At 72.2% G+C, this 14,317-nt stretch carries 13 protein-coding genes; 4 read left to right on the forward strand and 9 right to left on the reverse strand.

The features are described 5' to 3' along the window. Positions 1-2 precede the first annotated feature (2 nt). Together OHA05_RS31455 and OHA05_RS31460 are read left to right on the forward strand one after the other, a co-directional pair. Positions 3-953, forward strand: coding sequence for a M23 family metallopeptidase (locus tag OHA05_RS31455; RefSeq protein WP_328862395.1), 951 nt, complete (start codon positions 3-5; stop codon positions 951-953). Between the two features lie 161 nt (positions 954-1,114). Beyond that, positions 1,115-1,906, forward strand: a complete 792-nt coding sequence (locus OHA05_RS31460) for an SGNH/GDSL hydrolase family protein (RefSeq protein WP_328862396.1) — start codon at positions 1,115-1,117, stop codon at positions 1,904-1,906. Between the two features lie 19 nt (positions 1,907-1,925). Here the strand turns inward: OHA05_RS31460 and OHA05_RS31465 are convergent, their stop codons facing one another. The 5 genes from OHA05_RS31465 to OHA05_RS31485 form a co-directional block, all read right to left on the reverse strand. Then, a complete protein-coding gene (locus OHA05_RS31465) occupies positions 1,926-2,780 on the reverse strand; it encodes an STM4011 family radical SAM protein (RefSeq protein ID WP_328862397.1) in 855 nt (284 codons plus the stop codon). Between the two features lie 7 nt (positions 2,781-2,787). Continuing rightward, positions 2,788-4,125 (reverse strand): STM4012 family radical SAM protein, encoded by a 1,338-nt coding sequence (locus tag OHA05_RS31470; protein WP_328862398.1) that lies wholly within the window; start codon positions 4,123-4,125, stop codon positions 2,788-2,790. After that, entirely contained in the window at positions 4,122-4,931 is an 810-nt protein-coding gene (locus tag OHA05_RS31475) for an STM4013/SEN3800 family hydrolase (RefSeq protein WP_328862399.1), read from the reverse strand. Before OHA05_RS31475 ends, OHA05_RS31470 begins: the two co-directional genes overlap by 4 nt. A 136-nt stretch (positions 4,932-5,067) precedes the next feature. Next, positions 5,068-6,207, reverse strand: coding sequence for an STM4014 family protein (locus OHA05_RS31480; protein ID WP_328862400.1), 1,140 nt, complete (start codon positions 6,205-6,207; stop codon positions 5,068-5,070). A 2-nt stretch (positions 6,208-6,209) separates the two neighbouring features. After that, positions 6,210-7,151: an STM4015 family protein gene (locus OHA05_RS31485; RefSeq protein ID WP_313942862.1), complete on the reverse strand. Its 942-nt coding sequence runs from the start codon at positions 7,149-7,151 to the stop codon at positions 6,210-6,212. A gap of 244 nt (positions 7,152-7,395) precedes the next feature. Here OHA05_RS31485 and OHA05_RS31490 point away from each other — a divergent pair, with 244 nt between their 5' ends. Together OHA05_RS31490 and OHA05_RS31495 are read left to right on the forward strand one after the other, a co-directional pair. Further along, a complete protein-coding gene (locus tag OHA05_RS31490) occupies positions 7,396-7,722 on the forward strand; it encodes a hypothetical protein (protein WP_327678153.1) in 327 nt (108 codons plus the stop codon). A gap of 104 nt (positions 7,723-7,826) precedes the next feature. Next, positions 7,827-8,876, forward strand: coding sequence for a DUF6745 domain-containing protein (locus OHA05_RS31495; RefSeq protein ID WP_313942860.1), 1,050 nt, complete (start codon positions 7,827-7,829; stop codon positions 8,874-8,876). Between the two features lie 220 nt (positions 8,877-9,096). Here OHA05_RS31495 and OHA05_RS31500 read toward each other — a convergent pair whose 3' ends face one another. The 4 genes from OHA05_RS31500 to OHA05_RS31515 all read right to left on the reverse strand — a co-directional run bounded on the left by OHA05_RS31500 (position 9,097) and on the right by OHA05_RS31515 (position 14,068). After that, the gene (locus tag OHA05_RS31500) at positions 9,097-10,005 is read right to left on the reverse strand and encodes a carbohydrate kinase family protein (protein WP_328862401.1); all 909 of its coding nucleotides are present in this window, start codon (positions 10,003-10,005) and stop codon (positions 9,097-9,099) included. Positions 10,006-10,154: 149 nt separating this feature from the next. Continuing rightward, entirely contained in the window at positions 10,155-10,775 is a 621-nt protein-coding gene (locus OHA05_RS31505) for a TetR/AcrR family transcriptional regulator (protein ID WP_313942858.1), read from the reverse strand. Between the two features lie 129 nt (positions 10,776-10,904). Beyond that, positions 10,905-12,083: a Glu/Leu/Phe/Val dehydrogenase dimerization domain-containing protein gene (locus OHA05_RS31510; protein ID WP_328862402.1), complete on the reverse strand. Its 1,179-nt coding sequence runs from the start codon at positions 12,081-12,083 to the stop codon at positions 10,905-10,907. After that, positions 12,080-14,068 carry a thiamine pyrophosphate-dependent enzyme gene (locus tag OHA05_RS31515; RefSeq protein WP_328862403.1) on the reverse strand — a complete coding sequence of 663 codons (1,989 nt, stop codon included), beginning with the start codon at positions 14,066-14,068 and terminating at the stop codon, positions 12,080-12,082. The genes OHA05_RS31510 and OHA05_RS31515 overlap by 4 nt, the downstream gene beginning before the upstream one ends. Positions 14,069-14,317: the final 249 nt, after the last annotated feature.

Raw genomic sequence — 14,317 nt, forward strand, 5'->3', positions numbered from 1 at the left:
CCATGCCCGGAAAGGGTAAGCACCGCCGTCCCAAGTCCCGTTCCCTCTCCCGCGGTTTCGTCGCCGCGGGTACCGGTGGCGCAGCCATCGCCCTCCCGCTGATGGGTGCGGCAGGCGCCCACGCCGCGGACAAGGCGGCTCCCGCCGCGGCCCCGGCCGTCGCTCCGCAGAAGGCGGCCGCCGTTCCGGCCGCTTCCACCGCGCAGAAGCCGGCCGCCCCCACGTCGTACCGCGTCGTCGCCGGTGACTATCTGTCCAAGATCGCCGCCGAGCACGACGTCCGTGGCGGCTGGCAGAAGCTGTACGCGGACAACCGTGCCGCCGTGGGCGACGACCCCGCGCTGATCCACCCGGGCCTCAAGCTCACCATCGGCGCCAAGGCCCAGGAGCAGCCGGCCGAGAAGCCGGCGCGGAAGGCCGCCCCCGCGAAGCCGAAGGCCTCGGACAACGAGGACCGCGCCTCCCGCAGCGAGTCCCGCGAGAGCGGCACGGCCGCGAAGGCCTCGACGAGCGACGCGGCCGAATCCGCGCCGCAGGAGAACGCCTCCGGCTACTCCGCGCCGCTGGACTCCGCCGCCGTCACGACCCCCTACCGCGCCTCCGGCGCCATGTGGTCCAGCGGCTACCACACCGGTATCGACTTCGCCGCGTCCACCGGCACCACGGTCAAGTCCGTGGGCCCGGGCAGCGTCGTCTCCGCCGGGTGGAGCGGTGCGTACGGCAACGAGGTCGTCATCCAGCACACCGACGGCACCTACTCCCAGTACGCCCACCTCTCGTCGCTGACCGTCTCCGCGGGTCAGAACGTGAGCGGTGGACAGCAGATCGGCCTTTCCGGCAGCACGGGCAACTCCAGCGGCCCGCACCTGCACTTCGAGATCCGCACCGGCCCGAGCTACGGCTCGGACATGGACCCGGTCTCGTACCTGCGCCAGTACGGCGTTTCTCTCTGACGCACCCAAAACGCCCGAATCCCCCCGTGCCGCCCCTTTTGGCACGGGGGGATTCGGCGTATTCCGCGCTTGTCGAAACTTGACCGGTGGCAAAGATCACGCACCGTCAACCCCTCCTTACGGTCGCGTAGGTCACACCCGTAAGGACAGGATGAGTCCTTGTGGCAGACGATTCGAGAACAGACGGAACAGGCGCAATCGGGTCGTACGCGGCGATCGGTGACAGCTTCACCGAAGGCGTCGGAGACCCGGGACCGGACGGGGCGTTCGTCGGCTGGGCGGACCGGTTCGCGGTCCTGCTCGACGACCGGATGCCCGAACACACCTTTCGCTACGCCAACCTCGCCGTGCGCGGCCGGCTGCTCGACCAGATCGTCGCGGAGCAGGTGCCGCGGGCGAAGGAACTCGCCCCGGACCTGGTGACGTTCTGCGCCGGCGGCAACGACATCATCCGCCCGGGCAGCGACCCCGACGACGTGGCCGAACGCTTCGAGCGAGCCGTCGCCGACCTCACCGGCGCGGTCGGGACGGTGATGGTCACCACCGGCTTCGACACCCGCGGTGTGCCGGTGCTGCGCCATCTGCGCGGCAAGATCGCCACGTACACGGCCCATGTCCGCGCCATCGCCGATCGCTACGACTGTCCCGTGCTCGACCTCTGGTCGCTCAAGTCGGTCCAGGACAGGCGGGCGTGGGACGGCGACCGGCTGCACCTGTCGCCCGAGGGGCACACCCGGGTCGCCCTGCGCGCCGCCCAGGTCCTCGGACTCGACGTGCCCGCCGACCCGGACCAGGAGTGGCCGGTCCTGCCGCCGCGCGCTCCCTTCGAGGTGCGCCGCGACAACGTCCAGTGGGCACGCGAGCACCTGGTGCCGTGGATCGGCCGCAGGCTGCGCGGCGAGAGCTCGGGCGACCACGTCGCGGCGAAGCGGCCGGACCTGCTGCCGCTGTGAGGCGGGCGGTGGGGAACGGCTAGCGGCCGGCAGGTCGGGCCGGGATCCGCTCCAGCACCCCGCCGGCGAACACGTCGTACAACGGCAACGACTCCAGGTGGACATAGCCGATGTGGCAGTCGCAGACGGCCAGCGGACAGGCGCGGGGGCGCAGCGCCTGCCGGTAGGTGCCGTCGTAGAGGTTCCCGAGCTCGTCCGGGACGAAGTGACAGCGCCGCACCGTGCCGTCCCCGTCCACGGAGACGACCGATTCGCCCGTCCGGCAGGGCAGCCCGGCCGACCGGTGCGGATGGCGGCTGTACGCGAACAGCGGGTCGAGTTCGCTCCACTCGGCGGCCTCGGCGTGGGTGTAGGTGCGGCCCTCCGCCGCGTTCACCCAGAGGTAGACATGGGCCGGCAGTTCGGCGCGGAGCCGGCGGGCGTGCTCCAGGTGCTCGGGGAAGCCGACGATGCCGACGCTGAAGCGGACGCCGCGCGCGGCGAGATCCCGGCACTTGCCGAGGAAGCGGTCGTACGGCGTCTGGCCCGGGTGGTAGGTGCACCAGAGCGCCAGGGTGTCCGGGTCCGCGTCCGCGAGCCAGCCGGTGCGGCAGCTCAGGTTGGTCTGGATCGCCACCCGCCGGACCTGCGGCAGCCGGGACAGATCGACGAGCGCCCTGCGGTACCAGGAACGGACCAGCCCCTCGCCCCAAGGCGTGAACAGCACCGCCAGACGGTCGTCGGTCTGCGCGGACACCCATCCGGCGAAGCGCTCCAGAGCTGCCCGGTCAGCACGCAGCTGCTCGGTGCTGTCCCGCCGCTTGGCGAACGGGCAGTAGGGGCAGTCGTAGTCGCACGAAGCGAGCGGGCCCCGGTACAGGAGGGTCAGATCCATCTGCGGCTCACTTCGGTTCGTACGCGGCCATGGCGGCGCGCACGGCGGGTGAGAAGAGCTCCGGACCGAGCGCGTCAGAGTGCGCCAGGCCCTCCGCACTGAGCCTCAGCCGGTCCGGTGCGGCGGTGTCGTCGAGCCAGCCGAGCGACGCGAACCGCTCCAGCTCCGCCCCGAAGTCGAGGGCAGGGTGGTGTCCGAACCGCTGCCGGTACTCCTTCACCTCCATGCCCTCCGCCTGGAGAAGCGACTGGAGCAGATGGCGTCGCCGGGCCTCGGACTCGTCGATGCGGCGGCCGACCTCGGCACGGCCGAAGTCCTCGGTGGCCGTGTAGTCGTCGATGATGCTGCGGACCTGGTGCATGTCCACGGCGTAGTCGAAGGAGTAGTGCAGGGCGGAGGTGTAGGAGCGGGCGCCGCAGCCGAGGCCGATCATGCCGTCGGTCTGGCAGGCGTAGTCGTCCGCGCCCTGTGCGGGAGCCCCCGTGCGGCGGAACATCCGCATCGACACCTGCTCGTATCCCTCGGCGAGGAGATGGTCACGGCCCTCGCGGTACAGCTCCAGCCGCTGGGCGTCCCATGCCTCGTTGCTGCCCGTCGCTCGACGGCCCAGACCCGTGAGGGGCCTGACGTACAACGGGTAGAGATACAGCTCCTCCGGCTCCCAGGCGAGCGCGGCGTCCAGCGAACGGCGCCAGCTCCCCGGGGTCTGGCCCTCGATGCCGTAGATCAGGTCGATGTTGAGGACGGGGATGCGGGCGTCGCGTATCCGGGACAGCGCGGACTCCACGTCGGCGCGGCGCTGCGGTCGGACGGCGGCCCGGGCCTCCTGGTCGTCGAAGCTCTGTACGCCGATGCTGAGCCGGGTGGCACCACGGTCGGCGAGGACGGCGAGCCGGTCCGCGGTCGCGGTGGCCGGAGAGGTCTCCACGGACAGCGGGACGGCGCGCAGATCCACGCCGGTCCTCTTCTCGGCGATGTCGCACAGCCGGTCCAGCTCGCCGGCGGTCAGGAAGGTGGGGGTGCCACCACCGAAGGCCGCGGCGGCGAAGCGCACCGGATCCCGGCCCCCGAGCGCGTCCCGGACAGCGGTCGCCTGGCGGTCCAGCGCGTCGAGATAGCGGGTGCTCAGCTCGTCGGGAGCGCCGATGCGGGTGAAGAGATTGCAGAAGCCGCAGCGGACCTCACAGAACGGTATGTGCAGATAGAGGGAGAGCGCGTCCTTGCGCTCCGCCGACCACAGCTCGCGCAGCGACGGCCGGTCGGGGAGCGGACGGTACGCCGTCTTGTGCGGATACGCGTAGACATAACTCTGGTACGGGCGGGGGCGGTTCACCGGTGCGCTCATGCCGTGGCCCCTTCGAGGAAGAAGTGGACGTACGGCACGGTCCAGACGGCCTCATGACCGAGACGGTGCCCGGTGTAGCCGTCGTCCCCGTAGGCCGTGCCGTGGTCGGAGCAGACGATGGCGAAGCAGCGCCGGCGGCTGCGCGCGGCGGCGAACAGCCGGCCGATATGACGGTCGACGTACTCCAGGGCTGCCGCGTGGGTCTCCCGCGTGTCGCCCGACTCCCGGGTGGCGCCCGGGAGATGGAACCAGTTGGGCTGGTGCAGCGAGGGAACGTTGACGAACAGGAACAGGCGCTGCTCGTGCGGGAGCCCGGCGACGATCTGCTCGGCACGCTCCACCTGCGCCTCGAAGGAGGTGGGCGACGCGACCCCGAACTCCGGCTCCCAGTGGCTCTCCTGGAACATCCCCGGGAGGACGGAGCCCAGCGGGCCCTGCTGGTTGAAGAAGCCCACGCCACCGACGCAGACCGTGCGGTACCCGGCCTGCGCCAGACCGGAGACGAGGTCGGGGGTGTCGAAGACGTAGGTCCTGGGGGCGGTCGTCTCACTGCCCGCGAAGCGTGCGGCGAACAGCCGCGGATGCGGTCCCGGTGCGGCCGGTGTCGGCAGGAAACCCGCGAAGATCGCCTGGTGGGAGGCGTAGGTGAAGCTGCCCGGCGCGTGTCGCTCCTGCCAGCGTCCGCCGGGCAGATGACGGGCCAGATGGGGAATGCGGCCGGCGGCCGCGAGCTCGGCGGCGACGTCGAAACGCAGTGTGTCGAGGGTGACGAGCAGCAGATCGTCGCGCCCGACGACCTCGTTCATGTCCGGGTCCGGGTCGGGGTCTGACGCCGGTGCCGGTGCCGGTGCCGGTGCCGGTACGGATGCCGGGGCTGCGGCCGGGTGTGAGGGTGGTGCCGGATTCGGGTGCGGGGCCCCGGACGTCGGGTGGGCGGAGGTCTCAGGCGGTGGCACGGTGCACGTTCCTTCTTCTGCCGGGATCGGCGGCTCTGCGTACGGCGGCGATCTGCGCCGCGTAGGTGTCCTGGCCCTCGGCCCCGCTGCCCGGCAGACCGGTGAGGCCCGGCAGCAGGTCGCCGAAGGCATTGACCTCGCCGACGGCGAAGCGCCGCCATCCGGTGGCGGGCAGCACATCGACGCCCACCCGCAGCGAGCCGGGGAAACAGGCCGCGGCCCGCTCGCACAGCTCCAGCATGCCGGTCCAACTGCCGCCCGCTGCCTCGGTCGCGGCGCGGGCAGCCGCCAGATCCCCGCGTGCTCCGCCGAGATGGAGGTTCGTCATCGGAGAGCGGCTCGTTCTGACGACCGCGTGGGTGGCGCGGCCGGCGACGACGACCACCCGCAGGTCGGCCGACCTTCCGCGTTGCGAGGCCTTGGGCACCCAGCGCTCGATGTGCAGACCGTCCGGTGCGAGGGCGTCGACGAGGGCCGCCACCTCACGCTCGGTCGAATAGCGGCGTACGCGCAGGGAGTTGAAGAGCCGGCCCTGATCGTCCCGCTCCACGGAGGTCGTCGCCTGCACTCGGCCGCCGCCTGCCGTCTCCACGGCGAGCACGCCCGACGCCGAGGAGCCGTGGGCGAGTTTGACGAACATCCGGCGCAGCCCGGTGTCCTGCTGCAGGGCACGGACGTCCTCCCAGCCCCGTACCCTCGGTGCGGCTTCGCCGGACGTGGGCGAGTCGGGCACCGGGACCCCGGCTTCCCGCAACACACCGTGACAGCGCCGCTTGTCGAACAGCACCGCCAATTCGACCGGGTCGTCCAGCAACGTCGCTCCGGCACCCGTCGCGAGCTCCGCCACGGTCCTGGCGGCGCGCACGAACCGCTCGTACCAGCGGGCCGTACCCTCGACCCTCGCCGCGTCGTCCATGCCCCGCAGCTCCCGGTCCACCAGCGGATCCTCGCCGGGCGACTCGATGCGGACCCACTCGCCGGGGCGGAACCGTGCCCGGCCGCGCAGCACGTCGATCCACGGCACGGCGCGCACGTCGATACCGTCGGCACGCGCCGCGTCCCGGTACAGCGTGACGCGGCGGTTGCCGGGGATGCCGACCACCGCGAGCCGCGGCGAGGGCCGCACTGTCACTCCGCCACGGCCGTGTAGCGGTCCTCCCGGCCTTCCGCGCTCTCGTCCTCGGACAGGTCGACCTCCACGCCGTCCGCCCCGAACGCGCCGGACAGCCGGTCGGCCATCGGCTTGCTGATGAAGTGGTGGTGCAGATCGAGCTTCTTCAGATGTGAGAGCGGCTGCCCGTTCAGCAGGGCTTCGGCACCTTCGTCGCCCAGCGTGCCCATCGAGAGATCGAGGGTCTCCAGCCGCGCGACGACCGGGGCGCCGGCCACCGCCACGGCGATCTCGTCCTGTATCTCGCTGTTGCGCAGGGCCAGATACGTCAGGGAAGGAAGCCGGGTGCCCGCGAGGATCGGTTCCAGATCGGACACATCGGCGTTCGCGCCGTACCAGGAGGTGCCGAGCCAGAGGTCGAGGTGCTCCAGCGCGGGCAGATCACTCGCCGCGACACCGCGCACCACGGCCGCGTCCAGTCCGCCCGCCTCGATGGTGAGCGAGCGGAGCTTCTCGTGCCGCACGGCGGGAAAGGCCAGGCCCTGACCGCCGCGCACCCCGAACTCCAGGAGCTCGGGATAGGCGTCGAGGAGTGGCGTCACCAGCCCCTGGTTGATCCAGGAGATCTCGCACTCCTCGTACGTGATGTCGCCGACGAACAGCGCCCGCAGCCGCGGAAGTCGCTCGCGGGCCTCGACCAGCGCCGAGATGATGGGCTCCGGACCGGAGTCGAACGCCTCGCTCCACGGCCCGACGATCAGCGCCCGCACCTGCGTGGTGTCCACCGCGCCGAGGAAGCGGGCGAAGGCTTCCTCCCACTCCTCCTCGCTGTCGTACGAGTCGACCGCTATCCGCCACGCCACAGAAGGCACGCTCGGCAGTTCGGCCTTCGACCCGGCGTCGGGGAAGTCGAACACGGGCAGCCCGTGCAGCTCCTGCAGATGCTCCGAAATGGTCATGCGGGCTCCAGACACCGGACGGTGCGGTCGGGACGGCGTACATCGCTGACGAGCAGAGTTCTACCAAGCCGCACTGACAACGCTCTCCGCGGGGCCGGGCGACCGCGGCCGCGTCGCCGGACGAGGCCGGTCCGCCCGGGGCCCGATCGCCGTGCCGCCGCTGGTCCGGGCGGCGTTGTCAGACCCTGCCTCTAGCGTCGGTATCAGCTTCGGCGCACTCGGCGTCGGAAGTGAGGGGAGAGCCATGTACCGGCAGGGAGATGTGCTGATCGTGCCCGTCGCGGAGGAGGCTGTGCCGTCGCACATCGCGGGCACTCCCGGTGAGGCGCGGGACGGGCGGGGGCGGCTGGTCCTCGCGCTCGGCGAGGTGACGGGCCATGCCCACGCGGTCACCGGGCCCGGCCGGCTGGTGCGCGAACCGGGGCCGTTCGGCCCGATGGTCCTCCAACTGCCGGAGGGCGGCCGGGTGGTGCACGAGGAGCACGCGGCGATCACGCTGCCGAAGGGCTGGTACCGCGTCGTGCGCCAGCGCGAGTACCTGCCGGGCGCGGTGCGCATCGTCGCGGACTGAACGACGAGCGGGACGGCAGGCACAGAGACACACAACGCACAGAGCAACACAACGCACAGAGCAACAGCAACAGCGACACGGCCGGACAGGGGACGGGGAAGAACATGCAGGACGTGGACATGTGGCGGGCCGTGGCGACGGCCACCGGCCCGGCGGACCGGGCGGCGGCCGAGGAGGGCCTGCGCCTCGCCTACCGCACCGCGGGGCTCGCGGAGCCGGAGCGGATCATCTGGGCCGCCTCGCCCCGTTCGGGCGTGAGCGAGGTGCGTGCCCTCCAGGGCGCCGGACGCTCCGTCCGCGACGAGGTACGCACCAGGCCCTGGGCCGAGGAACGCCGCCGTGTCCACGACGAGTTGGGCCCGGCGGGCTGGACGGAGCTGTGGAGCGTGACCGGCGCCCGGCTCTGGGACGGCACCCGCGCACTCGCCGAGCGGATCCGGACAGGTGTGGTGGACGACCTCCTCGCCGGAGAGCAGACCGAGACGCCTGCGGACCCGGCGACGCGGGGCGCCGCGACGCGGGCAGCCGAGACCGCGATACGCCTGATCCTGCTGGACGCCGTGCTCGGACAGCACGACGCGGCCTGGCTCGCCGCCTTCGACGGCCGCAGCGAACGGCTCAACGGGCTGGCCCGTGTCGCTCGCCAGGCCTGCTGGTGGTGGCCGTTCGAGAAGGCGGTCGTGATCTGCGAACGGCCCGTGGAACTGCACCGTGACGAGGCGGGCCGGCTCGACCACGGAGAAGGACCCGCGCTCGCCTTCTCCGACGGATTCGCTCTCCACGCATGGCGGGGCATGCCCGTGCCCGCCGCGTTCCTGCGGGAACTCTCCTCGCTCACACCCCAGCGCATACGCACCGAGGAGAACGCGGAACTGCGCCGGGTGATGCTCGAGTACTACGGCTACGACCGCTACCTCGCCGAGTCGGGTGCCCAGCCGGTCCACACCGACGAGTCCGGCACTCTGTGGCGGATCGCGCTGACCGACGACGAGGACGTGGTGATGGTCGAGGTGCTCAACTCCACCCCGGAGCCGGACGGCACACACCGCACCTACTGGCTGCGAGTGCCGCCCACGACCAGGACCGCGAGGGAAGGCGTGGCCTGGACCTTCGGCCTCGCGGAGGAGGCGTACGAACCACTGCTGCAGACCTGAGCGGGGTCGGACCCCGGGCAGATCGGACCTGAGCAGATCAGACGTGCGCGGAACGGGCCTGAGCCGGTCGGACCGTCTGCGGCCCGACCGGCACGGACCTGAACTGCTCCCGATCGACCTCTCGGATCCGGGACCGACCAGCCCCGGCCCCGGGTCCGACCGGTCCCGGGGCCGACGGCCCCGCACCCGGCCGGCTCAGGCCAAGCCTGCTCGGACCGGCTCAGACCTGTGCCGCGCGGATCTGCTCCTGGCCGATCAGTGCGGTACTGCCCTCGCCCGTACAGGCGTGGGCGCCGGCGAGCGCTCCCAGCCGGGCGCACTCCTCCAGGTCGCGTCCGCCCAGCTTTCCGTAGAGGAAGCCGCTGACGTAGGCGTCTCCGGCGCCATTGGAGTCGACCACACGGCCGGGCGGGGCGACGGCGGGCACCGGTCGCGGTGTACTGCTCCCGTCGCGAGTGAGGAGATACGAGCCGCCGGCCCCGGCTGTCGCGACCACGGCCTGCGCGCGGCCGTCGCGCAGGATCTCCCGCATCACGTTCGCGATGCGCTCACCGGCGCCCGCGGCGCTGAGAAAGACGAGATCCGCACGCAGGGCGAACTCCCGCTGGTGGTCCGCGAGTCCGTCCCAGTCGTGCAGATCGGTGGATACGGGGACACCGAGTTCCTCGATGTCGTCGAAGAGGAAGCGAGCGAAGTTCACGATCGACAAATGGACATGGCGGGCCTGCCGCAGATGAGGGAGGTAGGCATCGCGCGGCATCCGCAGATCGGCGGGGTCGCGGCCGTCGTAGAACGACATGCGGTGGCCGGACGGATCGACCAGATTGACCGCCCGGCGGGTTCCGGCGGGGGATATCAGTGCCTCGAACGCGACATCACCGGCGGCCAGCCGTTCCCGGACCTGGCGGCCCGGCCAGTCGTCGCCTATGTAGTCGAGGAGGGTGACGTTCAGGCCCAGGGCCCGGCAGCCCAGGGCCACGTTTCCGCCGGTGTGGCCGGGCCATTCGAGGATGGGGCCGACACCGAGCGAGTCGGAGAGCGGTACGGGCAGCGTGTCGACACGGACGACCGTGTCCACACCGGTGCCACCGATGACGAGTACGTCGGGGGGTGTATCGGAGGGAGGCACATCGGGAGAGGAAGAGGAAAGGGGGGCGGTATGTTCCGTCTGGCGCTGCGACAGGTGCGACACAGTTGCCCAGTATGGCTGTTGGGACTCCTGTGGTGCAGGCGATGACCGGTCAGGGGGAGGCGTTGGACGGCCAACCGGTGGTCCGGTCAGCGGGTGGCGGCGGCGAGTTCCGCGCGCTCCAGGCCGAGTTCACGGGCGAGCGCCTCGTCGGTCCACTCCAGCATCGCGGCCCGGGACAGCGAACCGCCGTACGACGTCATCTGGACGGCGAGACCGTCGAGGAACGCGGTCAGCCGCCACGCCGCCGCCGCGGGATCGTCGCAGGGGAACTCGCCCTCGGCGGCGCCCTGCGAGATGACCTCGGTCAGAGCGGCCTTCCACTGCTGGTCGAGGTCACGGGCGACCTCGCGGAGCGCGGGCTCGCGCAGCGATGCCGCCCAGCTCTCGATCCACAGCCGCCAGCCCTTGGCGGTGCCGGTGGGCGCGTACCAGCGGACGGCCGATCGCAGTCGGCGCACCGCGGTCGTGCGGCGGCCCAGCAGTTTGCGCAGATGGGCCAGGTCGCCGTCGGCGGCATGCGTGAACGCCGCCGCGACGAGCTTCTCCTTGGTCGAGAAGTGGTACAGGACCAGCGCGTTGCTCACCCCGAGGGACGCGGCCACATCGGCGATGCGTACGGCAGCGACACCGCGTTCCTCGATCTGCGCGACGGCAGCACCGAGAAGCTCCTCACGCCGCTCCGCCACGCTCAACCGGACTCTTGCCACGTTCTCACCCTACACAGCCGATCTTGGTGGGAGCCATGGATGTGCGTCCGGGCCGGCCGCCGGCGTGACCTGCCCCGGGGGCCTCACCGTCGGCGCCGTCGTCGGCGGGCCACAGTGCGGGGGCTGCCGTCAGCGGTACCAGCCGAAGCGTTCGGCGATGACCGGCAGCCGGTCGGCGACGATGGCGTGCGCGGCCGCCCGCGGGGTGGTGCCGTCCGCCTCCGCCCGCGCCAGCATCTGGTCGATCAGCTCGCGCATCGACCGACGGGTGTACGCGAACGCCTCACCCGCATCGGCCTCGATGTCCCCGAACAGGGTCCACCACCACCAGGCGTTGGTGCCGGAGTTGACCACCACGTCCGGCAGTACGGTGACGCCCCGCCCGGCGAGCAGTTCCTCCGCCTCCTGGAGCACCGGCATGTTCGCCGCCTCCACGATCCACGAGGCGGTGATCTGCGCCTGGTTGGCCGTGTCGATCGCATACGACACCGCGGCGGGCACCAGCACCTCGGCATCCACCGACAGCCAGGCGTCGCCCGGCAGTTCCAGGTCCTCGGGGCGAAGTGCCGTCCGGTCGACGGTGCCGTAGGAGTCACGTGCGGCGAGGAGCGCGTCGACGTCCAGGCCGTCCGGGTTGGCGACCGTGCCCTTGATGTCGGCGACGGCCACGATCTTCAGTCCGGCGCGCGCGAGGAACCGCGCCGTGGCTCCGCCCATCGTGCCGAGCCCCTGTACGGACACCCGCGTGCCCTCGTGGGCGACGCCCGCACGGTCGAGCGCCACCAGGACCGACTCGGCGACACCGCAGCCGCCGACGAGTTCGTCGAGTCCGATGCCGTCGACCTCGACGGCGAAGGCGTCCGCGAGCCGCCGGCGGGCCGTGGCCTCGTCGTCCAGCAGGTGGTACACGGCCTGGATGGAGGAGACCAGTCCCGCCTCCGACGCGGCGCGGTCGACGATGTCCTGCGTCAGCCCGAGGTCCTCGCCGGTGGTCCACATCGCCTCGACATACGGGCGCACGGCCCGCAGATAGCGGACGAGGATGCCGTACGCGCGCGGGTCCTGCGGATCGCAGTCGATGCCGCCCTTCGCGCCCCCGAGAGGGATGTACTTCCCGTCCGGGTTGTAGTGCAGGGCCTCCTTCATGGTCATCCCGCGGGCGAGACCCGCCACTTCGTCGAGCGTGCAGCCCTCCCGCATCCGCAGACCGCCACTGGAGACTCCGCGCACGAGCCGGTCGATCACCAGATGGCCCTGGCGGCCGGTGACATGGTCGGTCCAGGTGAGCGAGAGCACGGGGGCGGTCATCGAGAGGTCTCCTCGGGAACGGTGATCACAGTGGGACCGGGGGTGGCGAACGCGCGGGTGAGCGCGGCGGCCAGCGCCTCGGGGGTGGTGGCGGATGTGCCGTGCCCGCCGTACGCCCGGGCGATGCCGGGCAGATCGACGGGCGCGAGGTCGACGGCGGCGGGGGTGTCGCCGCGGGCGGCCATTTCGTCACGGATCTCGCCGTAGCCGCCGTTGTCGAACACGACGACCGGCAGGGGCAGTCGGAGCTGCGCCGCCGTGGCGAGTTCCTGGATCGAGAACTGGAGTCCGCCGTCCCCGCTGAGCGCGAGAACCTGTCGGTCGGGGTGGGCGCTCTTCGCGCCGATCGCGGCGGGAAGTGCGTAGCCGAGGGTGCCGAAGCCCGTGGGGTGCAGATAGCGGGCGTCGGGGCCGATCGGCAGGTGGGGGAGCGCGCCGTAGTAGCAGCACTGGGCGCTGTCGGAGGTGATGACGGCGTCGGCGTCGAGCACGGAGCGGATGGCGTGGAGGTACGGCAGCCAGCGGGCGTCGCGCTCCCGGGTCTCGCCGTCGCGGGCGACCCGCAGCTCGGCGACGGCGGCGACGCCGGTCCGGTGTTGGGCGACGCCCAGCCGGTGGTCGACGGTGGCGTCCTCCGGCTCGTGGTCGGCGCCGGCGGCGACGCCCATCAAGTGGTCGGCGGTGGCATCCCGCGGCTCGTGGTCGGCGCCGGCCATCCCGGACCCGCGGTCCGCGACGACGTCGGCGCCGGCCTGCGGGCCCGAAGTGTCGATCACGGCGCCCGGCCCCGCGGCGACCGGCCTTGCGTCGGCTGCCCGGAGTCCGGGGCCGCGCCTGTCCTCGACCGCTTCGGCCCCTTCTGCCGCGCCCGTATGCGGGCCGCTCTCGTCACCCCGGACCAGCCGCAGTTCGACGGCCCGGTGTGCGCCCGCCGCAGTACCGCCGCCCGTGGCCAGGCGCAGGGACGGGGCCGCCGAGCTCCCGCTCCGGCCTTCGCGGCACGCACCGAGCAGCGCCGACACGATCTCCCGCGCATCGCCCACGAGCGGGATGTGCGCGGGGATCCCCGCGTACATCTGGGCCGGATCCAGATCGACCCGCACCAGCGTTCCGCCGAGCGGGACGGGCTCGGACCACAGGTCCGACTCGGCCAGTTCGGTGCCCACCGCCAGGACCACATCGCAGTCCGCCAGCCACTTCTGGACGGCCGGGCTGTGCAACGACACACCGAGGGACAGGGGATGGGACTCGTCCACGATGCCCTTGCCGTTGGCCGTGGTGACCACGGGTGCGGCCAACTCCTCGACCAGGGAGCACAGTTCGCTCGCGGCCCCGCGGGCGCCGCCGCCCAGCACGAGTGCGGGACGGCTCGCCGTCCGCAAGGCCTCGCCGGCCCGGGCGAGTTGCTCGGACCGGGGCGCGGCCGGCCGCACGGGCGGGGAGAGGCGCAGGGGTGCGACGGATTCCGCGGACTCCAGCAGGTCCAGCGGGATCTCGATGTGCACCGGCCGCGGCCGCTCGGTCGTGAACAGCGTGAACGCCCGGGCCACGGCCGTACCGATCTCGTCGACGGACGACACCCGGTGGCTGAACGCCGCCACTCCGCGCAGTGCCTCCGTCTGGCTGCGCATCTCGTGCAGCAGCCCGGTCGCCTGTCTCGGATGCCGCAGCGGCATGCCGGGGGAGACCACGAGCAGCGGCACACTGTCCGAGTAGGCCTGACCGACCGCTGCCGCGATGTTCAGCAGGGCGGGCCCGGTGGTGGTGATCGCGACGCCGGGCCGCCCGGTGACCCGTGCGTAGCCGTCCGCCGCGTATCCCGCGCCCTGCTCGTGGCGCGGGGTGACATGGTCGATGCCGTAGGCGGCGAGATGCCGGTAGATCTCGAGGTTGTGGGTGCCGGGGATGCCGAAGGCCCGGACGGTGCCGTGCAGAGCCAGCGCGCGTACGGCCGTTTCGCCGCCGGTGAGGGGCATGGCCGACATGTCACATGCCCCCTGCGCTGATCAGCCGCATGATGTCCGAGATGCTCCCCTCGATCCCCGCCGCCCCGGCGTCGGGCAACCACTGGTCCGCCGGCCGGCGGGGCGAGTGACTCCGTCCGTCGGGCGTCGGCACCGCTGCCCGGGTGCAGTATGCAGCTTTTCCGGGTGCCGCGAGCGTCGCCCGGCGCCCGTCGGCCAGAGCGCACCGGCCTTCCCGTGGCCGGATCCGGTCGTGCGCGAGCGCGCGTC

Origin of the sequence: Streptomyces sp. NBC_00306 (assembly GCF_036169555.1) — a bacterium.
Classification (GTDB): Bacteria; Actinomycetota; Actinomycetes; order Streptomycetales; family Streptomycetaceae; genus Streptomyces; species Streptomyces achmelvichensis.